This is a genomic window from Allobosea sp. GW821-FHT03A12 (assembly GCF_058986765.1).
Map to the genome: position 1 here is coordinate 129084 of NZ_JBYSVZ010000006.1, position 23308 is coordinate 152391.

At 67.0% G+C, this 23308-nt stretch carries 23 protein-coding genes; 9 read left to right on the forward strand and 14 right to left on the reverse strand.

Annotated features, from left to right (window positions below; translation table 11 throughout):
* The 5 genes from AC3WLC_RS22935 (at position 1) to AC3WLC_RS22955 (ending at position 4901) form a co-directional block, all read left to right on the forward strand.
* A complete protein-coding gene (locus AC3WLC_RS22935; protein ID WP_493686225.1) occupies positions 1 to 1095 on the forward strand; it encodes an ABC transporter ATP-binding protein in 1095 nt (364 codons plus the stop codon).
* Positions 1092 to 1991: a carbohydrate ABC transporter permease gene (locus AC3WLC_RS22940; RefSeq protein WP_377012682.1), complete on the forward strand. Its 900-nt coding sequence runs from the start codon at positions 1092 to 1094 to the stop codon at positions 1989 to 1991. The genes AC3WLC_RS22935 and AC3WLC_RS22940 overlap by 4 nt, the downstream gene beginning before the upstream one ends.
* On the forward strand, positions 1991 to 2788 hold the full coding sequence (locus tag AC3WLC_RS22945; protein WP_493686226.1) for a carbohydrate ABC transporter permease: 798 nt from the start codon (positions 1991 to 1993) through the stop codon (positions 2786 to 2788). The genes AC3WLC_RS22940 and AC3WLC_RS22945 overlap by 1 nt, the downstream gene beginning before the upstream one ends.
* Positions 2788 to 3066: a DUF2160 domain-containing protein gene (locus AC3WLC_RS22950; RefSeq protein WP_493686227.1), complete on the forward strand. Its 279-nt coding sequence runs from the start codon at positions 2788 to 2790 to the stop codon at positions 3064 to 3066. The genes AC3WLC_RS22945 and AC3WLC_RS22950 overlap by 1 nt, the downstream gene beginning before the upstream one ends.
* 77 nt (positions 3067 to 3143) lie before the next feature.
* Positions 3144 to 4901, forward strand: coding sequence for an ABC transporter substrate-binding protein (locus AC3WLC_RS22955; protein ID WP_493686228.1), 1758 nt, complete (start codon positions 3144 to 3146; stop codon positions 4899 to 4901).
* 219 nt (positions 4902 to 5120) lie between these two features.
* Here AC3WLC_RS22955 and AC3WLC_RS22960 read toward each other — a convergent pair whose 3' ends face one another.
* Together AC3WLC_RS22960 and AC3WLC_RS22965 are read right to left on the reverse strand one after the other, a co-directional pair.
* Positions 5121 to 5525 carry a VOC family protein gene (locus AC3WLC_RS22960; RefSeq protein WP_493686229.1) on the reverse strand — a complete coding sequence of 135 codons (405 nt, stop codon included), beginning with the start codon at positions 5523 to 5525 and terminating at the stop codon, positions 5121 to 5123.
* A 67-nt stretch (positions 5526 to 5592) separates the two neighbouring features.
* The gene (locus AC3WLC_RS22965) at positions 5593 to 6057 is read right to left on the reverse strand and encodes a MarR family winged helix-turn-helix transcriptional regulator (RefSeq protein WP_493686230.1); all 465 of its coding nucleotides are present in this window, start codon (positions 6055 to 6057) and stop codon (positions 5593 to 5595) included.
* Between the two features lie 68 nt (positions 6058 to 6125).
* Here AC3WLC_RS22965 and AC3WLC_RS22970 point away from each other — a divergent pair, with 68 nt between their 5' ends.
* Positions 6126 to 6857, forward strand: a complete 732-nt coding sequence (locus tag AC3WLC_RS22970) for a DUF899 domain-containing protein (protein WP_493686231.1) — start codon at positions 6126 to 6128, stop codon at positions 6855 to 6857.
* A 132-nt stretch (positions 6858 to 6989) separates the two neighbouring features.
* Here AC3WLC_RS22970 and rfbB read toward each other — a convergent pair whose 3' ends face one another.
* From rfbB to AC3WLC_RS22985, 3 genes are read right to left on the reverse strand one after another with little or no spacing between them, the layout of a single operon-like run.
* Positions 6990 to 8045, reverse strand: coding sequence for a dTDP-glucose 4,6-dehydratase (gene rfbB / locus AC3WLC_RS22975; RefSeq protein ID WP_493686233.1), 1056 nt, complete (start codon positions 8043 to 8045; stop codon positions 6990 to 6992).
* Positions 8042 to 8620, reverse strand: a complete 579-nt coding sequence (rfbC, locus tag AC3WLC_RS22980; protein ID WP_493686234.1) for a dTDP-4-dehydrorhamnose 3,5-epimerase — start codon at positions 8618 to 8620, stop codon at positions 8042 to 8044. The genes rfbB and rfbC overlap by 4 nt, the downstream gene beginning before the upstream one ends.
* 31 nt (positions 8621 to 8651) lie before the next feature.
* Positions 8652 to 9773: an anhydro-N-acetylmuramic acid kinase gene (locus tag AC3WLC_RS22985; RefSeq protein WP_493686235.1), complete on the reverse strand. Its 1122-nt coding sequence runs from the start codon at positions 9771 to 9773 to the stop codon at positions 8652 to 8654.
* 173 nt (positions 9774 to 9946) lie between these two features.
* Here AC3WLC_RS22985 and AC3WLC_RS22990 point away from each other — a divergent pair, with 173 nt between their 5' ends.
* The gene (locus AC3WLC_RS22990) at positions 9947 to 10333 is read left to right on the forward strand and encodes a hypothetical protein (RefSeq protein WP_346361777.1); all 387 of its coding nucleotides are present in this window, start codon (positions 9947 to 9949) and stop codon (positions 10331 to 10333) included.
* 2 nt (positions 10334 to 10335) lie between these two features.
* Here AC3WLC_RS22990 and AC3WLC_RS22995 read toward each other — a convergent pair whose 3' ends face one another.
* The 4 genes from AC3WLC_RS22995 to AC3WLC_RS23010 form a co-directional block, all read right to left on the reverse strand.
* On the reverse strand, positions 10336 to 10545 hold the full coding sequence (locus AC3WLC_RS22995; protein WP_346361776.1) for a hypothetical protein: 210 nt from the start codon (positions 10543 to 10545) through the stop codon (positions 10336 to 10338).
* 85 nt (positions 10546 to 10630) lie between these two features.
* Entirely contained in the window at positions 10631 to 12214 is a 1584-nt protein-coding gene (locus AC3WLC_RS23000) for an ABC transporter substrate-binding protein (protein WP_493686236.1), read from the reverse strand.
* 53 nt (positions 12215 to 12267) lie between these two features.
* Positions 12268 to 13851 carry an ABC transporter substrate-binding protein gene (locus AC3WLC_RS23005; protein WP_493686237.1) on the reverse strand — a complete coding sequence of 528 codons (1584 nt, stop codon included), beginning with the start codon at positions 13849 to 13851 and terminating at the stop codon, positions 12268 to 12270.
* Positions 13848 to 15374, reverse strand: a complete 1527-nt coding sequence (locus AC3WLC_RS23010; protein WP_493686238.1) for a serine hydrolase domain-containing protein — start codon at positions 15372 to 15374, stop codon at positions 13848 to 13850. The genes AC3WLC_RS23005 and AC3WLC_RS23010 overlap by 4 nt, the downstream gene beginning before the upstream one ends.
* 228 nt (positions 15375 to 15602) lie before the next feature.
* Between AC3WLC_RS23010 and AC3WLC_RS23015 the strand changes: the two genes are divergently transcribed.
* Entirely contained in the window at positions 15603 to 15926 is a 324-nt protein-coding gene (locus tag AC3WLC_RS23015; protein ID WP_493686239.1) for a hypothetical protein, read from the forward strand.
* 12 nt (positions 15927 to 15938) lie between these two features.
* Here the strand turns inward: AC3WLC_RS23015 and AC3WLC_RS23020 are convergent, their stop codons facing one another.
* The 5 genes from AC3WLC_RS23020 to AC3WLC_RS23040 form a co-directional block, all read right to left on the reverse strand.
* Entirely contained in the window at positions 15939 to 17225 is a 1287-nt protein-coding gene (locus AC3WLC_RS23020; protein WP_493686241.1) for a four-carbon acid sugar kinase family protein, read from the reverse strand.
* Between the two features lie 2 nt (positions 17226 to 17227).
* Positions 17228 to 18502 (reverse strand): ribulose-bisphosphate carboxylase large subunit family protein, encoded by a 1275-nt coding sequence (locus tag AC3WLC_RS23025; protein WP_493686242.1) that lies wholly within the window; start codon positions 18500 to 18502, stop codon positions 17228 to 17230.
* Between the two features lie 130 nt (positions 18503 to 18632).
* On the reverse strand, positions 18633 to 19172 hold the full coding sequence (locus AC3WLC_RS23030) for a VOC family protein (RefSeq protein ID WP_493686243.1): 540 nt from the start codon (positions 19170 to 19172) through the stop codon (positions 18633 to 18635).
* A gap of 25 nt (positions 19173 to 19197) precedes the next feature.
* A complete protein-coding gene (locus AC3WLC_RS23035) occupies positions 19198 to 21075 on the reverse strand; it encodes a TRAP transporter large permease (protein ID WP_493686244.1) in 1878 nt (625 codons plus the stop codon).
* A 32-nt stretch (positions 21076 to 21107) separates the two neighbouring features.
* On the reverse strand, positions 21108 to 22124 hold the full coding sequence (locus tag AC3WLC_RS23040; RefSeq protein ID WP_493686245.1) for a TRAP transporter substrate-binding protein: 1017 nt from the start codon (positions 22122 to 22124) through the stop codon (positions 21108 to 21110).
* Positions 22125 to 22237: 113 nt separating this feature from the next.
* On the opposite strand from AC3WLC_RS23040, the gene AC3WLC_RS23045 reads away from it, so the two are divergent.
* A complete protein-coding gene (locus AC3WLC_RS23045; RefSeq protein ID WP_493686246.1) occupies positions 22238 to 23305 on the forward strand; it encodes a LacI family DNA-binding transcriptional regulator in 1068 nt (355 codons plus the stop codon).
* Positions 23306 to 23308 lie beyond the last annotated feature (3 nt).

Consider the following 23308-nt stretch of genomic DNA (forward strand, 5'->3'; position numbering starts at 1 on the left):
ATGGCCAGGATCACGCTCGACAAGCTGGCCCATTCCTACAAGCCCAATCCGCAGGGACCGCAGGACTATGCCCTGCGCGAGGTCGACCATGTCTGGCGCCAGGGCGGCGCTTACGCCCTGCTCGGCCCCTCCGGCTGCGGCAAGACCACGCTGCTCAACATCATCTCCGGCCTCGTCGTGCCGACGCGCGGGCGCATCCTGTTCGACGACAAGGACGTGACGCAGTTGCCGACCGAGGCGCGCAACATCGCCCAGGTCTTCCAGTTCCCGGTCGTCTACGACACGATGACGGTGCGCGAGAACCTCGCCTTCCCCCTGAAGAACCGCGGCGTTCCGCGGGCGCAGATCGAGGCTCGCGTCGCCGAGATCGCCGGCCTGCTCGACCTCACCTCGGCGCTCGACCGCAAGGCGAGCCGGCTCGGCGCCGACGCCAAGCAGAAGATCTCGCTCGGGCGCGGACTGGTCAGGCCCGACGTCGCCGCGATCCTGTTCGACGAGCCGCTGACCGTCATCGACCCGCATCTGAAATGGCAATTGCGCTCGATGCTGAAGGAGCTGCACCGCAAGCTCGACCTCACCATGATCTACGTCACCCATGACCAGACCGAGGCGCTGACCTTCGCCGACACGGTGGTGGTGATGCATGATGGCGGCGTGGTGCAGACCGGCACGCCCGAGGAGCTGTTCCAGCATCCCGCCCACACCTTCGTCGGCCATTTCATCGGCTCGCCCGGCATGAACGTGCTGCCCTGCAAGGTCGAGGGCGCGCAAGCCAGCCTCGCCGGACAGGAGATCGCACTGGCTCGACACTATCCGGCACTCGCCGGCAAGGTCGAGCTCGGCATCCGGCCGGAATATGCGATGCTTCGTCCGCGCGGCGACGGCCTGCCGGTCAGGATCGCCAGGATTGATGATATCGGCCGCGCCCGCATCGCCCGCGTCGAGCTCGATGGCCTCAAGCTCGCCGCGAGCGTGCCTGAGGGCGCGAGCTTCGACGGAGATCAGGCGGCGCTGGCACTGCAAGCTGGCCAGATCCACATCTACAGCGACGGCCATCTGGTGAAGGGTGAAGCGCTTCCGGGAGGCCAGCCATGAAGCCGGTCAACCAGAAGGCCTGGCTGCTCGTCCTGCCGGTGCTGCTGATCGTCGCCTTCTCGGCGGTGATCCCGCTGATGACGGTGGTCAATTACTCGGTCCAGGATTCCTTCGGCAACAACCAGTTCTTCTGGAACGGCGTTGGCTGGTTCGCCGAACTGCTCGACCCGAAGAGCGATCTCGGCTCGCGCTTCTACGACTCGCTCTGGCGCAACCTCGCCTTCTCCGCGATCATCCTCGCGATCGAGATCCCGCTCGGCATCTTGGTCGCGCTGTCGATGCCGCGCCAGGGCTGGACGGTCTCGGCCACCCTCGTCCTGATGGCGCTGCCGCTGCTGATCCCGTGGAACGTCGTCGGCACGATCTGGCAGATCTTCGCACGCGGCGACATCGGCCTGTTCGGCGCGGCGGTGAACGGCCTTGGCATCCGCTACAACTACGTCTCCGACCCGGTCGCCGCCTGGTTCACCATCGTCGTGATGGATGTCTGGCACTGGACCTCGCTGGTCGCGCTGCTCTGCTATGCCGGCCTGAAGTCGATCCCGGACGCCTATTACCAGGCGGCGCGCATCGACGGCGCCTCGCGCTGGGCCGTGTTCCGCACCATCCAGCTGCCGAAGATGAACCGCGTGCTTCTGATCGCCGTGCTGCTGCGCTTCATGGACTCGTTCATGATCTATACCGAACCCTTCGTCGTCACCGGCGGCGGCCCCGGCAATTCGACGACCTTCCTCTCGATCGAACTGGTGAAGCTGGCGCTGGGCCAGTTCGACCTCGGCAAGGCCGCGGCGCTCTCGATCGTCTACAATCTGATCATCCTCGCGGTCTGCTGGGTGTTCTACACGGTGATGACCACCGCCGATGCGCGGGCCGACTCCGAAGCGGGGAGGGGCTGATGCGCGGCGGCCGGCTGATCCTTGCCCTCTACCTCATCGCGCTGATGTTGCCGATCTATTGGCTCGTCAACATGAGCTTCAAGACCAACACCGAGATCACCAGCCAGCTGACGCTCTGGCCGCGGACTTTCACCTTCGACAACTACGCCAAGATCTTCACCGACCCGAGCTGGTACAACGGCTACATCAACTCGCTGCAGTACGTCGCACTTAACACGCTGCTCTCGCTCGCCTTCGCGCTGCCGGCGGCCTACGCCTTCTCGCGCTACCGCTTCCTCGGCGACAAGCACCTGTTCTTCTGGCTGCTCTCGAACCGGATGGCGCCGCCGGCGGTGTTCGCCCTGCCCTTCTTCAACCTCTATTCGGCGATCGGCCTGTTCGATACGCCGCTCGCGGTCGCCCTCGCCCATTGTCTGTTCAATGTGCCGCTGGCGGTCTGGATCCTCGAAGGCTTCATGTCCGGCGTGCCGCGCGAAATCGACGAGACCGCGGCGATCGACGGCTATTCCTTCCCGCGCTTCTTCGTGAAGATCTTCATGCCGCTGATCGCCTCCGGCATCGGCGTCGCCGCCTTCTTCTGCTTCATGTTTTCCTGGGTCGAGCTCTTGCTGGCGCGCACGCTGACCAGCGTCAGCGCCAAGCCGATCGCCGCGACCATGACCAGAACGGTCTCGGCCGCCGGCATGGACTGGGGCGTGCTCGCCGCGGCGGGCGTGCTGACGCTGATCCCCGGCGCGCTCGTGATCTGGTTCGTCCGCAACTACATCGCCAAGGGCTTCGCCCTGGGGAGGGTGTGATGGAACTCGCCTGGATGGCCTGGACCTGGCAGACCGGCGTCTTCTTCGCCGGCATCGCCAGCCTCCTCCTGGTCCTGACCCTGCTCGCGATCTTCCGGCCCGAGACCGAGCGGGTCGGGGTGCTGGGGATCGCCACCACCCGCGGCGACCGGCTCTTCATCTCGCTGCTCGGCAGCGCCTTCATTCACCTCGCCTGGCTCGGTCTCGTCGGCCAGCCGCTGTGGTGGGCATCCGGCCTCGCGCTCCTCTATGCCGCAGCGGTGTTCCGCTTCGTCTGAGGAGGCTGGCCCAAGAACAAGAAACGACCGACCCGGAAGAACGGGCGGCACCCCAAGGGAAACGTCGGAGGACAACGATGACGACGCTCAGCAGGACCCTTACCAGCCTTTCCGGCGCCAGCCTGTTCGCGCTGACGCTCGCCGCCGGACCGGCCCTCGCCGGCCCCGAGGAAGCCCGCAAATGGATCGACAGCGAGTTCCAGCCCTCTACGCTCTCCAAGGAAGAGCAGATGAAGGAGATGGAATGGTTCATCAACGCGGCGAAGCCCTTCGCCGGCATGGAGATCAACATCGTCTCGGAGACGATCACCACGCATGAATACGAGTCCAAGGTCCTGGCCAAGGCCTTCAGCGAGATCACCGGGATCAAGCTGACGCACGACATCATCCAGGAAGGTGACGTCGTCGAGAAGATCCAGACGCAGATGCAGTCCGGCAAGAACATCTATGATGGCTGGATCAACGATTCCGACCTGATCGGCACGCATTTCCGCTACAAGCAGGCGACCAACCTGACCGACTGGATGGCGGGCCCGGGCAAGGACGTCACCAATCCCGGTCTCGACGTCGACGACTTCATCGGCAAGTCCTTCGGCACCGCCCCCGACGGCAAGCTCTACCAGCTGCCGGTGCAGCAGTTCGCGAACCTCTACTGGTTCCGCTACGACTGGTTCCAGCGCGCCGACCTCAAGGAGAAGTTCAAGGCCAAATACGGCTACGATCTCGGCGTGCCGGTGAACTGGTCGGCCTATGAGGACATCGCCGAGTTCTTCACCAACGACGTCAAGGAAGTCGACGGCACCAAGGTCTACGGCCATATGGACTATGGCAAGAAGGACCCCTCGCTCGGCTGGCGCTTCACCGATGCCTGGCTCTCCATGGCCGGCAACGGCGACAAGGGCATCCCGAACGGCCTGCCGGTCGACGAATGGGGCATCCGCATGGAAGGCTGCCGCCCGGTCGGCTCCTCGATCGAGCGCGGCGGCGACACAAATGGCCCGGCTGCAGTCTACTCGATCGTCAAATATGTCGACTGGCTGAAGAAATATGCGCCGCCGCAGGCGCAGGGCATGACCTTCGGCGAGTCGGGCCCGGTGCCGGCGCAAGGCACCATCGCCCAGCAGATCTTCTGGTACACCGCCTTCACCGCCGACATGGTCAAGCCCGGCCTGCCGGTGATGAATTCGGACGGCAAGCCGAAATGGCGGATGGCCCCCTCGCCCAAGGGCGCCTACTGGAAGGACGGCATGAAGCTCGGCTACCAGGACGCCGGCTCCGCCACGCTGCTCAACTCGACCCCGGTCGACCGGCGCAAGGCGGCCTGGCTCTACCTGCAGTTCATCGTCTCCAAGTCGGTCAGCCTGAAGAAGAGCCATGTCGGCCTGACCTTCATCCGCGAGAGCGACATCTGGGACAAGAGCTTCACCGAGCGCGCCCCGCAGCTCGGCGGGCTGATCGAGTTCTACCGCTCGCCGGCGCGCGTGCAGTGGACCCCGACCGGCAACAACGTCCCGGATTATCCGCGCCTCGCCCAGCTCTGGTGGCAGAATATCGGCGACGCCTCCTCCGGCGCCAAGACGCCGCAAGCGGCGATGGATGCCCTCGCCGCGGCGCAGGACTCGGTGATGGAGCGCCTGGAGCGCTCGGGCGTGCAGGGCGATTGCGGGCCGAAGCTCAACCCGAAGACCTCGGCCGAGGAGTGGTTCTCCAAGGCGGAAAAGGCCGGCACGATCGCGCCGCAACGCAAGCTCGCCAACGAGAAGCCGAAGGGCGAGACGATCGACTACGACACGCTGATCAAGAGCTGGCCAGCGTCTCCTCCCAAGCGCGGCTGAGCCCCCTCCTCCCGGCTCAACAGCGCGAAAGGGGCGCGGCAGCAATGCCGCGCCCCCGATCTTTACGGAGCCGCTACTGACTGAAGTTGCCGCTGCGACGCCATTCCAGTTCGTCATGCTCGCTCTCGTGGCGAGCATCCACGTCTTGAACGCCACGTTGCAGGAAGGAAGACGTGGATGGTCGGGACAAGCCCGACCATGACGGGAAAGTGCTGCTCGCTACCCCTGGACCACGCTCGGGTCCATCCACATCACGCCCCAGGCATGGCCGTCGAGATCCAGAAAGCTGTGGTCGTACATGAAGCCGTAGTCCTGCGGCTCATCGGTCGTCGTCCCGCCGGCGGCAAGCGCCGCCGCGACGGTCGCATCGACCGCCTCGCGGCTTTCGCGCGAGAGCGTGAGCAGGACCTGCAGCACCTGGCTGGTGTCGGCGATCGGCTTCGGCGAGAAGCTTTTGAACTTCTCATGGGTCAGCAGCATCACGAAGATGGTGTCGCTGATCACCATGCAGGCGGCGGTGTCGTCGGTGAATTGCGGATTGAAGGAGAAGCCGAGCGCCGCGAAAAAGGCCTTCGACTTGTCGAGGTCCTTCACCGGCAGGTTGACGAAGATCATCTGGGGCATTTGGTGCTCCTCGGGTCGGATCATCTGTCGGAAGGCCAGCCAACTGGGCCGGGACGATATGGCAGGGCTATGACACGGCCTGAAGCGCCTGCCTGAGCTTGGCCGGTTCGAAATCGCCGAGGCGGGCATCGACCGCATCATGCGTGCGCTGCCAGATCGGCAGCGCCTTGGCGAGCAGCTCAATTCCCTCCGGCGTAATTGCCAGGAGCCGGCTGCGGCGGTCCTTCTCGCCGGCGGTCACGACGACGAGGCCGCGGCGCTCCAGCGGCTTCAGCGCCGCGGTCAGCGTCGTCCGGTCCATGCCGAGCAGGTTGGCGACCGGGCCGATCGGCGGCGGCTCCGGCCGGTTGAGCGACATCAGGAGGGAGAATTGCTGATTGGTCAGGTCGACCGGGCGCAGCGCCTCGTCGAACAATCGCGCCAGCGTCCGTGCCGCCCGCTGGACATGCAGGCAGAGGCAATGGTCGCGCACATGCAGCGTCGTGGCGAAGGGAACGAGGGATTCGATGGGTGCTTCCAGTGATTTTGACATCGTTCAGATATGTTGATATCAACGCATCCAGCTTAGGCTGGGTAGCTGGATGCTGCAAGGAGGCGGTGATGGAGCATCAGGTGGTTTCCCGTTCCGACTGGCTGGATGCGCGCAAGGCCCTGCTCGCCCGCGAGAAGGAGTTCACCCGGCTGCGCGACGAGATCAATGCCGAGCGCCTCGCTTTGCCCTGGGTCAAGGTCGACAAGGATTACGTGTTCGACACGCCTGCAGGCAAGAAGACGCTGGCCGAGCTGTTCGACGGCCGCAGCCAGCTGGTGGTCTATCATTTCATGTTCGGGCCGGATTGGGAGGCGGGCTGCCCCGGCTGCTCCTTCATAGCCGACCATCTCGGCGGCACGCTGGCGCATCTCAACAACCACGACGTCACGCTGGTGATGGTCTCGCGCGCGCCGCTCGCCAAGATCGAAACCTACAAGGCGCGCATGGGCTGGAGCGTGCCCTGGGTCTCATCCTTCGGTAGCGACTTCAACTTCGACTACCAGGCCTCCTTCACCAAGGAGGAGCTCGCCCAAGGCGCGGTGCTCTACAACTTCACAAAGACGCCGTCGGAGCAGGCGCATGACGAATTGCCCGGCCTCAGCTCCTTCATCCGCAACGAAGCGGGCGAGGTCTTCCACACCTATTCGGGCTATGCCCGCGGCGGCGAGGAGATGCTGACGACGCTGATGATCCTGGATCGCGCGCCGAAGGGCCGCAACGAGGATTCGACGCTGAGCTTCGTCAGGCGCCACGACGAATACGAGGACAAGCCGAAGGCTCACGCCTGCTGCGCCGTCTGAGGGCGCAGCGAACACGATCACGCGCATAGGGTCGGTGGGATGCCCGCTTCCGCAAGGAGCCGGGCTTGGGGCGCGTGTTTTTCTCGATGGCTGCCGCGGGCCGGTTCCAGAGGCCGCCGCCCGCGCAGGAATTCAGCCGGCGCCGAGCCGCTCGCCGCGATAGACGCCGGAGCGGATTCGGCCCCACCAGTCGCGGTTCTCCAGATACCACTGGACGGTGTTGCGCAGCCCGCTTTCGAAGCTTTCCTGCGGCCGCCAGCCGAGCTCGCGCTCGATCTTGCTGGCATCGATCGCATAGCGCTGGTCATGGCCCGGCCGGTCGGCGACGAAGCGGATCAGGCTCTCGCGCGAGCCGATCGCGGCATCGGGCACGAGCTCGTCCATCAGCGCGCAGATCGCCTTGACGACCTCCAGATTGCTGCGCTCGGCCGAGCCGCCGACATTGTAGCTCTCGCCAATCCGGCCGCTTTCGGCGATCAGAGCGAGCGCGCGGGCATGGTCCTCGACATGCAGCCAGTCGCGGATCTGGGCCCCCGAGCCATAGACCGGCAGGTCCTTGCCTTCGAGCGCATTGAGGATCATCAGCGGGATCAGCTTCTCGGGGAAGTGATAGGGCCCGTAATTGTTCGAGCAGTTCGAGAGCACGACCGGCAAGCCATAAGTGTGGTGCCAGGCTCGCACCAGATGGTCCGAGGCTGCCTTCGAGGCCGAATAGGGCGAGTTCGGCTGATAGGGCGAGGTCTCGCTGAACAGCCCGTCCTCGCCGAGCGAGCCAAAGACCTCGTCGGTCGAGATCTGGTGGAAGCGGAAGCTCGCCTGCTCGGCCGGCGGCAGCGCGCGCCAGTGCCGCAGCGCCTCCTGAAGCAGCAAGAAAGAGCCGACGATATTGGTCTCGATGAAGGCGGCCGGCCCGTCGATCGAGCGGTCGACATGGCTTTCGGCGGCGAGGTGCATGACGATGTCAGGGCGGAATTCGGCAAAGGCCCGCTGTATCGCGGCCTGGTCGCCGATGTCGGCCTGGAGGAACGCCAGCCGGGGATCGTTCGAGACGGGTTCGAGATTGTCGCGGTTGCCGGCATAGGTCAGCTTGTCGACGACCAGCACCTGATGCGGCGTCTGCCGGATCAGATGACGCACCACGGCCGAGCCGATGAAGCCGGCGCCGCCAGTGACGAGATAGCGCTTCACAGCTGGGCCTCATAGCGAAACGGGCTGGCGAAACCGGTGAAGCCCGGGAGGACGGCGTCCTTGCCGGAGAGCTGCGCCTCGGCGGCCGCGACCGGCCAGTCGATCGCAAGCACGGAATCGTTCCAGGCGATGCCACCCTCGGTCTGTGGCGCATAGGGGCCGTCGACCTTGTAGACGACCTCGGTGCCTGCTTCGAGCGTGCAGAAGCCATGGGCGAAGCCACGCGGCACGTAGAGCTGCTCGGCTCCTTCGGCGGTGAGCGTCGCCGCACACCACGTCCCATAGCTCGGCGATCCCAGGCGGATATCGACGGCGACGTCGAAGATCGCGCCCTTAAGCACCCTGACGAGCTTGGCCTGCGCCGCAGGCGGAGCCTGGAAATGCAGGCCGCGCACCACGCCGCGCGCCGCCGAGAGCGACTGGTTGTCCTGGATGAAGACGGCATCGATGCCGGCCGCCGCGAAGGCCTCGGTGCTGTAGGTTTCCATGAAGTAGCCGCGCGCATCGCCGAATTTCTTCGGCCGGATCAGCATGACGGCCGGAATGGCGAGGGGCTCGAAGGCGAACTTGCTCATGCCGCCCTTGAACCCCTGCCGGCGCGCGCCGTCAACGCCCGGGCGCGATCCGCCCGCCCGTCATCGGCTCCGCCACCCCGGTGGTCAAAGGAAAGGAGATCGGCAGGCCGGCCTTGCGGCGCATGGCGAGGAAGGCGAAGCACTCCGCCTCGATCGCATCGCCGCGCCAGCCGACCGCCTCGGCCGGAATCGCCTCGGCGCCGGTGCGGGCATTGAGCGCCGCCATGATTGCCGGGTTGCGCCGACCACCACCGCAGACGATCAGCCGTTCCGGCCTGACCGGCAGCAGGTCGAGCCCGCGCCCCACAGCACCGGCGGTGAAGGCGGTCAGCGTCGCCGCCCCGTCCTCGAAGGCAAGGCCCTCGGCCATGGCGGCGGTGAAGTCGTAGCGATCGAGCGATTTCGGATAGGGCGCGAACAGGTAGCGATGCTCGAGCAGGCGCACGAGCCGGGCTTCGTCGACCGCTCCGGCCAGCGAGAAGGCGCCGTCGCGATCCATCTCGCCCTTGCCGTGTTGCTTGATCCAGTCGTTGAGCGGCGCATTGCCGGGGCCGGTATCGAAGGCGAGCACGCATTCGGCATCGGCGAAGGCGCTGAGATTGCCGACGCCGCCAAGATTGAGCGCGGCGGTCTCCTGCCCCGCCCCGATGCTGCGCATCAGTGCGGCATGGTAGCTCGCGACCAGCGGCGCGCCCTGGCCGCCTGCCCGGACATCGGCGGTGCGGAAATCGTAGACGACGTCGATACCAAGCTGCTGCGCCATCAAGGCGCCGTCGCCAAGCTGGCGGGTATCGCCCTTGCGCTCTTTGGTCGGAGCGCGATGCAGCACGGTCTGGCCATGGAAGCCGATCGCCGCGACCTCGCTCGCAGCGATGCCCTCGGCGGCGAGGAACTCGGCGACGGCCTCGCCTTGCGCCAACGTCAGAGCGTGCTCAGCCTGCGCAAAGATCGCCGGCTCCGGCCCCTCGAAGCGCCAGGCCAGCGCCGCTTGGACCGCTTCGGCCAGCAAGTCACGGACCTCCTGGCGATAGGGCGAAAGCCGCCAGGGGCCGAACTCAGCGACGACAGCACCGTCCGTGCGGATCGCCGCGATGTCGATATTGCCGTCGAGGACCGTTCCGGTCATCAGGCCGATCGCCCAGGCTGGCTGCATGCGCCGCATCCCTCTCGTCACTCCATCTCGCGCAATTCCGGACGCAAAACCGCTGCGCGCTTTTGCCGGATGGCTTTGGCGATGCCTGTCACAGGCCAGCCTCACCCGCAATCCCGTCCCGATTCCGTCCCAATCGCTGCTTACGCAAGGCAAGCCTCTTCTGGAGATCGGCCATGCTGACCCGTCGCTTCGTCCTCACCGCCTGCCTCGGCCTCGCTCCGGCGGGATCGGCCCTCGCCCAGGCCTTGAGCGGTGGCGTGGGAGCGCCGCCGCGAGCCGTTCCCCCGCCTGTCCCCCTGCCCGCCCCCGTGCCGGATGTTGCTCCACCGCCGCCGCGCGGGCCTCGGCCGCCAGCGCCGGCTTACGATGAAGACGATCAGGATTACGGCATCAGCCGGCGCGAAGCGGTGCGCATCGCCCGCCGCCGCGGCTTGGTCGATGTCGAGAACGTCAGCCGCCGTCGCGGCGTCTGGATCGTCTCGGGCACCGACGACGAGGGCGACGACATCCGCGTCGTCGTCAATGACGAAGGTTATGTCGTCGACGTCAGGCGAGACTGAATTCAGCCGGCCTGCAGCGCCGCGTCGAAGGCGTCCTGCAGCATCTGCCGGCATTGCCGAGCCTGTTCGCGGCTCGGCTCGTGCAGGATATGCGGGGTGATGTCGGCGAGATCGCGCAAGGCGAAGTCGATCGCCGACATCAAGTCGAGCGCATCGCCATCGCTTGCGGCGAGCTGCGGCTTCAACTGGCGGAACTGCAGAACCTGACCCATTACGCGTCTCACGAGACTAGAAGGCGAATCGTTCCCTTAAGTCTCGTCCGCAATCGGTCAGGAACCGGTTAACGCCGCCCCGGCCTCACTTCTTCTCGATGTTCCAGAACAGCATGACCGGAGCCGCCAGCACGCCAGAGACATTGGCGCGCCGGGCATAGGGCTGGTCGAACTGGCCGAGCACGCGATAGGGCTGCATCTCGGCCAGGCGCTTGTGCAATGCCTCGACCGCCGCCTTGCGGGCAGCATCGTCGGGCGCATCGACCACCGCGCCACGCAGCTTTTCGGCCTCGGCATCGCAGGGCCAGCCGGCCCAGGCCTTCTCGCAGGCCATGTTGGTGCCGATATTGGTCATCGGCGACTGCATGGTCGCGCCTGAGGCATAGGTGACGAACAGGTTCCAGCCGCCCTGGTCCGGCGGGCTCTTGTTCTGCTGGCGGGTGGTGACGGTGCCCCAGTCCGAGAACTGGACATCGACGGTGACGCCGATCTTCTTCAGCTGAGCGGCGGCGACCTCGGCCATCCGGCCGATCGCAGCGATGTCGTTGCTGGTCGTCAGCACCAGCTTCTCGCCCTTGTAGCCGGCCTCGGCCAGCAACTGCTTCGCCTTCTCCAGATCGGGCTTGGCGTAACCCTCCGTTCCGGCCTGCGTGCCGTTGGGCGCACCGCAGATGAAATAGGCGGCGCAGCGCTTCCACCATTCCTCGTCGCCGAAGCCGCCGGCGAGGAACTCGGCCTGGTCGGTGGCATAGGCCAAAGCGAGCCGCGCCTTCGGATTGTCGAAGGGCGGATGCAGGCTGTTCGGCCGCAGCATCACCTGGTTGGCGAGGTTGGAATAGCGCTCGACCTTGACGTCCTTGGCCGCCGCGACCACCGGGATCAGGTCCTGGCTCGGCTGCTCCCAGATGTCGATCTCGCCGGTCTGCAGCGCCGCCGCGGCCGTTGCCGGGTCGGGCATGATCAGCCACTCGACGCGATCGACCTTGACGACGCGCCCGCCGGCGAGCCCGTCGGCCGGCTCGTTGCGAGGCACATAGTCAGGATTCCTGTCATAGACGACCTTGGCGCCGCTGCGCCATTCCGCCCGGTTGAACTTGAACGGGCCGGAGCCGATCGTCTCGGTCACCGGCTTCATCGGGTCGGTCGCGGCGTCGGCTTCGCGCATGATCACCGGGATCTGGCCGACAGCCGAGCCGAGCGCGAACGGCACCAGCGCCATCGGCTTCTTCAGCTTGAGCACGAAGGTCCTGTCGTCCTTCGCCTCCATGCCTTCCGTGTACTCGCCGAGCTTGCCGCCGATGGTGTCGCGCTTCATCCAGCGCGCCAGCGAGGCGATGACGTCGCGCGTCGTCACCGGCTGGCCGTCATGGAATTTGAGGCCCGGCCGCAGGGTGAAGGTCCAGCTCAGCTTGTCATCCGAGGTCGAGAAGCTCTCGACCATCTGCGGCTTGGGCTGGAGATTGGCGTCCCAGGCGAACAGGGTCTCGTAGATCATCAGCCCGTGCATGCGGGTGATCACGATCGAGGCGGCCACCGGATCGAGCGTCTTGAGATCGGCATGCGGCGCGACACGCAGCACGTTCTTCGGCGCCGGCTGTGCCAGTGCGCCGGCGGCGAGCAGCAGCGCGGCTGTCCCGAACAGAGCGGCGACAAGGCGGGATCGGATCATGGCGGGCCTCCCTCGATTGTTGAAACGCAGGATGCGCGGGCGCCGGGGCGCCCTCATTGCTTCTCGATGTTCCAGAACAGCATGACCGGCGCGGCGAGCACGCCGGCGACATTGGCGCGCCGAGCATAGGGCTGCACGAACTGGCCGAGCACCCGATAGGGCTGAACCTCGGCGAGGTGCCGATGCAAGGTCTCGACCGCCGCCTTGCGGGCTGCCTCGTCAGGCGCATCGACGACAGCGCCGCGCAGCCTCTCGGTCTGCCCATCGCAGGCCCAGCCGGCCCAGGCCTTCTCGCACGCCATGTTTGTGCCGACATTGGTCAATGGCGACTGCATGGTCGCGCCGGGAATGGTGGTGACGAAGAGGTTCCAGCCGGCGCGGCCGGGCGCGCTGCGGTTCTGCTGGCGCGTCGCCACCGTGCCCCAGTCGGAGAACTGCAGGTCGATGTTGAAGCCGGCCTTGCGTAGGCTGTCGGCGGCGACCTCCGCCATGCGGCCGATCGAGGGGATGTCCATGCTCGACATCAGCGCCAGCGGCTCGCCCTTGTAGCCGCTCTCCGCCAGCAGCTGCCTGGCCTTGGCGAGATCGGGCTTGGCGAAGCCTTCGGCGCCAGCCTCAGTGCCGTTCGAGCTGCCGCAGATGAAGTAGGAATTGCAGCGCCGCCACCATTCCTCATCGCCGAAGCCGCCGGCCAGGAACTCGGCCTGATCGGTGGCATAGGCGAGCGCGAGCCGGGCCTTGGGATTGTCGAAGGGCGGGTAGAGATGGTTGGGCCGCAGCAGCGCCTGATCGGGCAGGCTGGCATAGCGCTCGACCTTGACCTCCTTCGTCGCCGAGATCATCGGCACGAGGTCCTGGCTCGGCTGCTCCCAGATATCGATCTCGCCGGTCTGCAGTGCCGCGGCAGCCGTCGCCGGATCGGGCATGATCAGCCATTCGACCCGGTCGACCTTGACGATCCGCCCGCCGGCGAGCCCGTCGGCCGGCTCGGAGCGCGGCACGTAGTCCGGGTTCCTGTCGTAGACGACCTTCGCGCCGCTGCGCCATTCCTCGCGGTTGAACCTGAACGGGCCGGAGCCGATCGCTTCGCTGATCGGCTTCAGCGGATCGCTCGCCGCGTCGCTCTCGCGCATGATCGCCGGGATGTTGCCGACCGCAGAGCCGAGCGCGAACGGCACCAGCGCCATCGGCTTCTTCAGCTTCAGCACGAAGGTCCGGTCATCGACCGCCGTCATGCCCTCGGTGTACTCGCCGAGCTTGCCGCCGATCGTGTCGCGCGCCATCCAGCGCTTCAGCGAGGCGATGACGTCGCGCGTCGCCACCGGCTGGCCGTCATGGAATTTGAGGCCGGGCCGCAGCGTGAAGCTCCAGCTGAGCTTGTCGTCCAAGGTCGAGAAGCTCTCGACCATCTGCGGCTTCGGCTGAAGCTTGGCGTCCCAGGCGAACAGCGTCTCGTAGATCATCAGCCCGTGCATGCGGGTAATCAGCACCGACGCTGCGACGGGATCGAGCGTCTTGAGATCGGCATGCGGTGCCACCCGCAGCACGTTTTTCGGCGCGGACTGCGCCTGCGCCCCGGTGGCGAGGAACAGGGCGGCCGCTCCGATGAGTGCGGCAGCGAGGCGGGATCGGGTCATGGCCGGCTTTCCGGGTCTATGCGGGTGAAATGCAGGATGCGCGAGCGATGGCTTGCAAGGCGCAGGCTGCCGTCCGCCTGCAGCCACAAGCAAGGCCGGTGCCGCCAGGGGCCGTGCTTCAGATCGGCCAGCGCCCGCCCGCCGGGCAGCGGCGTCAGCCGTGTATCGAGGCCGATCGTCCCGGCCCAGGGCCAGGATGCGGTGCCATCGGCCCGAATGGTGATCTCGACCCCGAGCCGGTCATCGCGCCAGCGCCCGACGAGGCGCTCGTCCAACGTCGTATCGGCGGGCACCGGCAGCAGCCGGCGAGCCGCGCCGCCGATCCTGCCGCTGAAGCCGCCATCGGCCTCGGCCTTCAGGGCGATGTCGAGATAGGCCGGCAGGCTGCGCAGACCGCCTTCGCCATCCGAGACCAGCTTCTCATAACCGCCCATGACGCTGATCGCGCCACCGGCGAACTCGGCCCAGAACGGGCCCTCCTCGGCCGCGTAGAGCCCGGTCGGCACGCTCTCCGGATCATCAGGCAGCGCTTCACCGGTGAGCGCTGCCAGCACGCGCAAGGCCGGCCAGAGCGCATCCTCCTCGCGATTGGTCAGCACAACGACGCCGACGCCCTGCTCCGGCGCCATCAGCATGTGGTTGCGATAGCCGGTGAGCGAACCGCCATGGCCGATGACCCGAATGCCGCCGAGCCGGCTCGCGACCAGGCCGAGCCGGTAGCCGCTCTCGCTGCCATCGGCGAACTGGCGCGGCGCGGTGAGCCGGTCGAGCAGCCCCGCATAAGGCTCGCGCCCGGCCATCAGGCCCGCCGCCCAGCGCGCCAGCCCCGCGGCGCTGCCGGCCATGCCACCGGAAGCCGAGAAGTTGAAGCCGTAGAAACCGCGCCGCCAGTCCTGCCCGTCGTGCCAGTAACCGGTGGCGAGGCCTGGAACGACCTCGCTCTCGTCGGAGACGAAGCGGATCGGCAGCGCGGCCGGCGCCATCAACTCCTCGACCAGTTGCGCGGCGCCCTTGCCGGTCCGGCGTTCGAGGATCGCCTGCGCCAGGCGCCAGCCGGTGTTCGAATAGGCCATCTCGGTGCCAGGCTCAGCGTTGAGGCTCGGCAGGCGGCAGGCGGCTGCGAAGATCTCGCCGGCGGAGAGGCTCGCGGTGAAGGGCGTGCCTTGCTGCCAGAGCGCTTCCATCATGTCCGGCAACGCGCCGGTCATGTCGAGCGCCCGGCCGAGCGGCACTGCGCCCAGCGCCTCGGGCAATTCCGGGATGAAGCTGCCGAGCGTTCCCTCCAGCGGCACGCCTTCGCGCAGCAGCAGCGCGGCGCAGATGTGCTTGCTGATCGAGGCCAGCCGGTTCTGCGTGTCGGGGGTGAAGGGCAGGCGGTGCTCGATCACCGCGAAACCGCCGCTGGCGCTCTCGCGCACGCCGTCGCGGTCGAACAGCACGATGGCGCCGCCCGGCCCGCCCTGCCGCGTCCAGGGCTCGGTGATCGCCTGCGCCTCGCTGCGCCCCTTCGTCCAGTCGGCCATACGCGTTCGTTCTCCGGCGATTCCGTCCCGGATGGGACTTTCGCGGATGTGGCCAGGACTAGGCAATCCTCCTGGTCATGCGTTGGTGTTCAACTGCATTGTCATGAAAGCGGCACAATCGCTGGTCGATCCTGCCATCGCGCGCCCGCGCGGCGGCGAGCTGGACCGTAGCCCGTCCCTGGCGGAGACTGCGGATTTGATGAAGGCATATTGAGGAGGCGGATTGGGATGAAACGCGTATTCTTCGTGGCTGGGGCGATTGGCTTTGCCGGTATCGTGGCGGGGTGCTCGCAGCCGCAGCGCTTCGGCGCCTCGCCTCCCGGCCTGGCGCCCAGCGCAGCACCGGCCCCCACCGTGATGACCAAGCGAATCGTCAGCGACGGTGCCGGCGGCCTGCAATTGCCGGATGGAACACGCGTCCAGACCGACCAGAGCGGCGGCTTCTCCCTGCCCAACGGCGCCTATGTCCGGCGTGACCGCTCCGGTGCGCTCAACTTGCCGAACGGATCGCGCTGCGTGCCCGACAATCAGGGCGGCTTCGTCTGCCCGTAAGGCTAGGCCGGCTCAGCCCGTCTCGGCGACACGATTGAAGAAATCGGGCGTGCCCATCTGGCCGCCTTTGAGCACGATATCGAGGCCGTCGAGCCTCGCATCGTCGCTATGGGCTCGGCAGAGCGGCGCGCCCGGCGTGCAGGGCGAACGATAGGACAGGCCCCAGAGGTCGAGCGAGCGGATCGCCAGCGTCGAGGTATCGCCGCCGGCAACGACCAGCCGCGCGATCTGCGCTTCGCTCATGATCGCGCGCAGCAGCGCTCCGGTCGCGACCGCGACCTTACCGGTCTCGGCTGGCGCGCTGGCCGGCTTGTCGGTGATCAGCATGACATTGCGCTGGGCGAGGCGGGCGAGCGTCTCGGTGCGTAGCTCATCGAGATAAGCGGGCTCGCCGGTCAGCCGCGCAGGGTCGATCGCGATCCGCTCGTATCCCTCCGCCAGCTCGACCTGGGCGCGGGTGACCGGCGAGAGGCTGCCGACCAGAGCGAGCAGATTGCCGCCAGAAACAGGCCGCGGGAGCTTTGGCAACGCGGGCTGCACAGCTCGCGGAAAGCCGGCGAAAGCCTGCGCCACCGAGCTCGCTCCGATCGCGAGCATCGGGCCGGCGCTCATCCGCTTGCGCAGCAGGGCGCCGATCGCCATAAGATCGGAAGGTTGCGAAACATCGAAGAGCACGGCTTCGGGCTCATCCGCCAGTGCAGCGCTGAGCGCCTCTCCGGCCCCGCCGCCTTCATGGCAGCGATAGTCGACGAGGGCGACGCGCTCCAGTCCCTGCGCCTGGAGATGCCGGCGCAGATCGGCCTCGCCCATCGGCGTCACCGGGTGGACGCTCATGGTCGGATGGCGGTCGATGCGGTGCACCGTCCCGCCCGCTCCGGCCGCGGCGAAGAGAATGCCGAACAGGCAGTAGCGCCCGAGATTGGGCTGGCCGCCGATGATCGGCAACAGCGGGTTCGGGAAATGCGGCCGCAAGGCGCGTGCCGCCGCGCCGAGGCTGCCGACTTCGGGCGCGCTGTCGAAGGTCGAGCAGCATTTATAGTGCAGCAGGCCGATGCCAAGCGCGGCGAAGAAGCGCCCGGCCTCGTCCAGTTCCCGCGCCATGGCGTGGGGCGTCATCGCCCGTGTCGCCCCGGCGATGCCGACAGCGTCCAACGCTCCGGCGCTGGCGAGCTGCTGGGGCGTCGGGATGCGCAGGAAGAGCAGAGCGCGCTGCCCGGCCTCTGCCAGCGTGGCGAGCGTGTCGGTGGCGCCGGTGAAGTCGTCGCCATACCAGCCGTAGCGGGGCGCCTCGTTCGCCATGCTCAGCCGGCGCCCTTGCCGAAGAAAGCGAGCGCCTGGGCGAGCTCGTCATGTTCCTTGGCTGCTTCGTTCAGCGGCACGCCGGCCGCGACCGCCTGCCAGGCCTGGCGGATGCTGGCGACACCGGCCGCGGGGCCGCCAGGATGGGCGAGGATGCCGCCGCCGGCCATGAACAGCAGGTCGTCATGGCCGATCGCATCCCAGGTCGGCTGCGCCGTGCCGGCCCATTGCCCGGAGGAGAAGGCCGGCAGCACGCGGTCGTCGATGCCATCCGCCAGCGGCGTCACGCAATCCTTCGCGGAAGTCACAACCTCCTCGTCCTCCTGCGCAAACTTCCCCTGCAAGCCATGGACATGCATGTGGTCGACGCCGGCGAGCCGCCACAGCGTCTGGTACGCCTGGAAGCCGATGCCGAGCAGCGGGTGACGCGAGAGCGCGCCAAAACCGTTGCGGTGGCCGTGCAAAGCCAGGCTGGTCGAGCGGCGGAGCGTTTCGACCGCCGAGAAGCCGCACCAGTTCAGGCTGACCATGACGCAGGAGCCACCCTCGCGCTCGACGAGCTCGGCATGGCGGCGCATCTGGTCAGTCTCGGCGGAGATGTTGAAGGCAACCATCACCGCCTTGCCGGTGCGGTCCTGATGGCGGCGGACCGCAGCCATCACGGCCGGGACACGTTGAGCCAGCGGCGCATGCACCGGATCGGCCGAGATCTCGTCGTCCTTGATGAAGTCGAGCCCGGCGGCGCAGAGCCGGCCGACCAGTTCGGCGGTCTCATAGGGGCGCAGGCCGACATTGGGCTTGATGATCGAGCCGATCATCGGGCCATCCGTCACGCCGGTCGCGCGGCGGGTGCCGGCGATGCCGCGCGTCGGCAACGGGAAGAGACGGCGATAGGCGGCCGGCAGAGCCATGCTCTCCAGCCGGAGCCCGGTGACCTCGCCGAGATCGAACAGGTTGCCGGCGACGATCGAGGCCAGCGTCGGCAAGTTGGCACCGACATTGTCGACCGGAAAGGAGAGCGTGATCCGGGCGCGCCGCCATGGGCCGTTGACACCCTTCCGCGCCAACCAGGCATTGGGCAGGCTCGGCTCGGCGGCGCTATCGAGCTCCTCGACCGCGACGACGACGGCGCGGGTGCGATCGCGGAGTTCGTCGGTCTCGCCGGCGACGCGGGTGAAGGTCCCGCTCGACTGCTCGCCGGCCATGACATCCGCGACCTTGCGGGGATCGAGCGGCGTCTCGATCAGATAGGTGGCTGTGAAGCGGTCAGCGGCCATGATCATGTTCCGAAGTCGCCGCCTCGTCATTGCGAGCGTAGCGAAGCAATCCAGGAGGTCTCGCGCAATCCCTCTGGATTGCTTCGTCGGCTTCGCCTCCTCGCAATGACGGGGAGGGCGCCATGATCGCTCAGAGCTTGCTGAGGTCGGGGAAGGGACGCACCGGGTCCTTGCCGTCCCACGTCTCGGCCGCCTCGCGGATCAGCCGGAACATCTCGCCCTTGGGACCTGCGACCTCCGAGAGCTCGATCACCGTGCCGGGATGGTAATGCGTGTCGAAATAGATGAAACGGCCGCGCTCGCCGACCTCGCCCGACATCACCGGCTTGAAGCCCTCGGCCAGCAGACGCTCCAGGTCGGCATCGTAGTCCGAGGTCCAGTAGGCGACGTGCTGCAGGCCGCTATGGCCGGCATCGGTGAAGTCCTTGTACATCGACGGCACCGCATTGCGGCACTGGATCAATTCGATCTGCAGCGGGCCGGAATTGGCGAGCGCCACGGAATTATGCGGCTCGTAGGCCTCGCCCTTGTAGCGATAGTTCCTGATCGGAACTTTGGGGTTGTAGAAGAACGGCCCGACGCCGAGCACCCGGCTCCAGTAGTCCATCGCCGCCTCGATATCGGGGACGACATAGCCGGCCTGACGGATCTGGCCAAAATGACGGCTCATGGCGGGTGCTTTCCTGCGAAGATGTCTAGAGGAAGCCGATGGAGAACCACGGCACGGCAGCGACGATGACGAGGCCGACCAAAAGGGCTGCGACATAGGCCCAGATGTATTTCAGCCCCTCGTCGGGATTGATCTTCGAGATCGCGCAGGCGCCGTAATAGCCGACGCCGAAAGGCGGGGCGAAAAGCCCGATGCCCATCGCGAAGATCACGACCATCGAATAGTGCACCTCGTGCACGCCGATCTGCTTGGCGATCGGGAAGAGCAGCGGGCCGAACAGCACGATCGCCGGGATGCCCTCGAGCACGCTGCCGAGGATGACGAAGGCGATGATCGAGATGGCGAGGAAGCCCCAGGTTCCGCCGGGGACCGCCGCCATGATCTTGGCGAGGTCCTGCGAGAAGCCCGACTGCGTCAGCCCCCAGGCCATGGCGGTGGCGCAGCCGATGATGAAGATGATCGCGCCGGTGAGCGAGGCGGTGTCGACCAGCATGCGCTTGAGCCGGCGCCAGTCGAACTGGCGATAGATCAGGATGCCGGCCAGCACCGCATAGGCGATGCCGATGGTCGAGACCTCGGTCGCGGTGGCGACGCCCTCGACGACGGCGGCGCGGATGACGAAGGGCAGTGCGATCGCCGGCGCCGCGATCAGGCAGAGCTTTCCGATCTCACGCTTCGAATACTTCGTGACGTGGCTGAGGTCCTCGCCCCGGTTGCGCCACCAGACGACGAAGCAGAGCGCGATGCCGAGCACGACCGCCGGCAGCATGCCGCCGGTGAACAGAGCCGCGATCGAGACGCCGGTGACCGAGCCGATGGTGATCAGCACGATCGAAGGCGGAATCGTCTCGGTCTGCGCGCCCGTCGCCGAAAGCAGCGCGACGAGGTCGCCGGGCTTGGCGCCGCGCTTCTGCATCTCCGGGAAGAGCACCGGCGCGATCGCGGCCATGTCGGCGATCTTCGAGCCGGAAATGCCGGAGACCAGGTACATAGCGCCGACCAGCACATAGGACAGCCCGCCGCGGACATGGCCGAGCAGCGAGGCCAGGAACTGGATCATGGCGCGCGCCATGCCGGTCATCTCGATCAGCGCGCCGAGGAAGATGAACAATGGCACGGCGAGCAGGATGAGATGGCTCATGCCCTCGTCGAGCCGGCCGACCATCACGACCATCGGCGTCGAGGTCGTCAGCGAGAGATAGCCGAAGGTGGCGAGTGCGAAGGAAAAGGCGATCGGTACCCCGGCGAAAACGTTCGCCGCGACGACGCCGACGAAGAAGATCACCAGGTTGAGCTTGCCGAGCGGCTTCAGCACCGGCCCGGCGACATAGAACAGCGCGATCAGCCCCACGGTGACTGCGACCGCGAGCGCGACGGTCTTCCACGAGCCGAAGCGCAGCAGCCGGCAGAAGGCGGCGAACAGCATCAGCACGATACCGATCGGCAGCGCCGCGGCGCGCCAGGAATTGGCGATCTCCAGCGCCGGCGTGACGATGAAGCGCTCGTCCTCGGCATAATCCAGCGCATCCGGCAGGATCATCACGAGGAAGGCGATCGCAGCGGTGATGGCGAGCGCTTCGAGCAGGAGGCGCGCCTGCGGGCCGACGCGGGTGACGAGCCCGGTCATGCGCATATGCTCGCCGCGGCGCAGCGCCACCACCGCGCCGAGCATGGAGAGCCAGAGGAACAGGATCGAGGCGAGCTCGTCCGACCAGACCAAAGGCGCATGGAAGGCGTAGCGGGCGGTGACGCCTGCACCCAGGATGACGATCTCGGCGAGGACGAGCACGGCTGCGACCAGTTCGACCACCGTGCCGACGGCACGGTCGAGCCTGTCCGCGAGGCGACCTAGGCCGGTCGCCGGCGCGGCCGGCGGCGGCAAAGTGGCGGCGTGAGCGTCCATGGCGTTTCCCCGAGATTCGGTCCCGGCAAGCCTCAGGCGAGCTTGCCGACCGCTCCCTCGAGCAGGCTCCAGGCCTCGGCGCCGAAGCGCTCCTGCCATTCCTTGTAGAACCCGCCGTCGCGGAGCTTGGCCCGGAAGCTGTCGGGGTTGGTCTTGTTGAAGGCAAGCCCCTTGGACTGCAGATCAGCCTGCACGGTTTCGTTGAGGCTCTTGATGTCGCCGCGCTGGGCGACGCCGGCGTCGTTGATCGCGGACGCCACGATCTTCTGGATGTCCGCCGGCAGGCCCTTCCAGGCGCGGCCATTGGCGATGAACCAGAAGCCGTCCCAGATATGGTTCGAGACCGCGCAGCTCTTCTGGACTTCGTAGAGCTTGGCGACCTGGATGATCGGCAGCGGGTTCTCCTGCGCATCGACGACCTTGGTCTGCAGGGCCGAATAGACCTCGGAGAACTGCAGGCTGGCGGGGGCGGCGCCGAGCGCCTTGAACATGGAGATCGAGAGCGGCGAGACCGGCACGCGGATCTTGAGCGAGGCCATGTCGGCCGCCTGCTCGATCGCCTTGCCCGAGGTGGTCATCTGGCGAAAGCCATTGTCCCACATCTTCTCGAACGCGTAGAGATTGACCTTCTCGATGGCGGCGCGGACATGCGCGCCGACCGGCCCGTCCATCGCCTTCCAGACCTGGTCGTAATCAGCGAAGGCGAAGCCGACCGCGTTGATCGCCGCGACCGGCACCAGCGTCGCGATCACCAGCGCCGACGGCGTGAAGAAGGTGATGCCGCCATTGCGGACCTGGCTCAGCATGTCGGTGTCGCCGCCGAGCTGGTTGTTCGGGAAGATCTTGATCTCGACCCGGCCGTTCGTCTCCTTGGCGACGCGCTCGGCCGCCTGCTGGGCGCGGATGTTGAGCGGATGGCTGAGCGGCAGGTTGTTGCCGTATTTCAGCTCGATCTCGGCGGCTCGCGCGATCATCGGCATGCCGATCAGCGATGCGGCGGGGGCGGCGGCGAGGCCCTTGATGAGCGTGCGGCGGCTCGGTCCGGTCATGATGTCCTCCCTGGACTTCCTGATGCGATTTGATCGCTCTTGAGTGCTTGACGCTCAGCATAGAAATCGCAACTGATGGTCTTCAAGCTCATTTTCTGATGGTTTTTGATTGAATGAATACACCGATCCGAAATGCAGCCGAGGAGATTGCACCGCGCCGCCGCCAGATGGCGCGGGTCGAGGACGTCGCGCGGCTCGCAGGCGTCTCGACTGCGACGGTCGACCGGGTGCTGAATCAGCGCCCGGGCGTCAGGCCGGCAACGGTACAGCGCGTGCTGAAGGCGGCGGGCGAGCTCGGCTATGTCATGGAGGGCGCGCTGCCGGCGAGCGCGCTCAGGCCCTTGCGGCTCGGCTTCCTGCTGCCGGCCGGAAACAACCGCTTCCTCGGCCTGCTCGGCCGGCTGATTGCCGGGTCGCAGGATCAGCTCGCTTCCTTCAACATGCGCGCAAGGGTCGAGCATATCGAGAGCTTCAAGCCGGAGCTGCTGGCCCATGAGCTCCGGCGCATCGGCCGCGAGGTCGACGGCATCGCCTTCATGGCGCTGGAGCATCCGACGGTGCGCGAGGCGGTCGATGCCCTCGCCGAGCGCGGCGTGCCGAGCGTCACGCTGATCTCCGACATCGCCAACACCGCCCGCGCCGCCTATGTCGGCCTCGACAACCGTGCTGCCGGACGCACGGCGGGACAGCTCATCGCCCGCTTCATCGGGCCGCGCCGGGCCAAGGTGGCGATGATCGCCGGCAGCCTGAGCTATCGCGCCCATGAGGAACGCGAGATGGGCTTCCTGCATCTGTTCGAGGAGCTCTATCCCGACATCCAGGTCGTCGGCCTGCGCGAGGGCCATGACGACGAGGCCAAGAACTACCGCCAGACCAAGACCCTGCTCGGCCAGCACCCGGACCTCGCCGGCATCTACAATATCGGCGGCGGGCCGGAGGGCATCGCCCGGGCACTGAAGGAGGCCGGGCGGCAGGACGTCGTCTTCGTCGGCCACGGCCTGACGCCGGAGACGCGCGGCCTTCTCGTCGACGGCACCATGGACGCAGTGATCACCCAGCAGCCTCTGGCGACACTGATGAGCTGCGTTGCAATCTTCGCCAATCTGCGCGCCGGCCGGCCGGCGGCGGAGGGAACGGCGCGGCCCGGCATCGAGATCGTGCTGCGCGAGAACCTGCCTTGAGAA

Coding starts and splice junctions, on each gene's coding strand:
- AC3WLC_RS22935 (WP_493686225.1), top strand. CDS start 1: ATGGCCAGGATCACGCTCGACAAGCTGGCCCATTCCTACAAGCCCAAT.
- AC3WLC_RS22940 (WP_377012682.1), top strand. CDS start 1,092: ATGAAGCCGGTCAACCAGAAGGCCTGGCTGCTCGTCCTGCCGGTGCTG.
- AC3WLC_RS22945 (WP_493686226.1), top strand. CDS start 1,991: ATGCGCGGCGGCCGGCTGATCCTTGCCCTCTACCTCATCGCGCTGATG.
- AC3WLC_RS22950 (WP_493686227.1), top strand. CDS start 2,788: ATGGAACTCGCCTGGATGGCCTGGACCTGGCAGACCGGCGTCTTCTTC.
- AC3WLC_RS22955 (WP_493686228.1), top strand. CDS start 3,144: ATGACGACGCTCAGCAGGACCCTTACCAGCCTTTCCGGCGCCAGCCTG.
- AC3WLC_RS22960 (WP_493686229.1), bottom strand. CDS start 5,525: ATGCCCCAGATGATCTTCGTCAACCTGCCGGTGAAGGACCTCGACAAG.
- AC3WLC_RS22965 (WP_493686230.1), bottom strand. CDS start 6,057: ATGTCAAAATCACTGGAAGCACCCATCGAATCCCTCGTTCCCTTCGCC.
- AC3WLC_RS22970 (WP_493686231.1), top strand. CDS start 6,126: ATGGAGCATCAGGTGGTTTCCCGTTCCGACTGGCTGGATGCGCGCAAG.
- rfbC (WP_493686234.1), bottom strand. CDS start 8,620: ATGAGCAAGTTCGCCTTCGAGCCCCTCGCCATTCCGGCCGTCATGCTG.
- AC3WLC_RS22985 (WP_493686235.1), bottom strand. CDS start 9,773: ATGCAGCCAGCCTGGGCGATCGGCCTGATGACCGGAACGGTCCTCGAC.
- AC3WLC_RS22990 (WP_346361777.1), top strand. CDS start 9,947: ATGCTGACCCGTCGCTTCGTCCTCACCGCCTGCCTCGGCCTCGCTCCG.
- AC3WLC_RS22995 (WP_346361776.1), bottom strand. CDS start 10,545: ATGGGTCAGGTTCTGCAGTTCCGCCAGTTGAAGCCGCAGCTCGCCGCA.
- AC3WLC_RS23000 (WP_493686236.1), bottom strand. CDS start 12,214: ATGATCCGATCCCGCCTTGTCGCCGCTCTGTTCGGGACAGCCGCGCTG.
- AC3WLC_RS23005 (WP_493686237.1), bottom strand. CDS start 13,851: ATGACCCGATCCCGCCTCGCTGCCGCACTCATCGGAGCGGCCGCCCTG.
- AC3WLC_RS23010 (WP_493686238.1), bottom strand. CDS start 15,374: ATGGCCGACTGGACGAAGGGGCGCAGCGAGGCGCAGGCGATCACCGAG.
- AC3WLC_RS23015 (WP_493686239.1), top strand. CDS start 15,603: ATGAAACGCGTATTCTTCGTGGCTGGGGCGATTGGCTTTGCCGGTATC.
- AC3WLC_RS23020 (WP_493686241.1), bottom strand. CDS start 17,225: ATGGCGAACGAGGCGCCCCGCTACGGCTGGTATGGCGACGACTTCACC.
- AC3WLC_RS23025 (WP_493686242.1), bottom strand. CDS start 18,502: ATGGCCGCTGACCGCTTCACAGCCACCTATCTGATCGAGACGCCGCTC.
- AC3WLC_RS23030 (WP_493686243.1), bottom strand. CDS start 19,172: ATGAGCCGTCATTTTGGCCAGATCCGTCAGGCCGGCTATGTCGTCCCC.
- AC3WLC_RS23035 (WP_493686244.1), bottom strand. CDS start 21,075: ATGGACGCTCACGCCGCCACTTTGCCGCCGCCGGCCGCGCCGGCGACC.
- AC3WLC_RS23040 (WP_493686245.1), bottom strand. CDS start 22,124: ATGACCGGACCGAGCCGCCGCACGCTCATCAAGGGCCTCGCCGCCGCC.
- AC3WLC_RS23045 (WP_493686246.1), top strand. CDS start 22,238: ATGAATACACCGATCCGAAATGCAGCCGAGGAGATTGCACCGCGCCGC.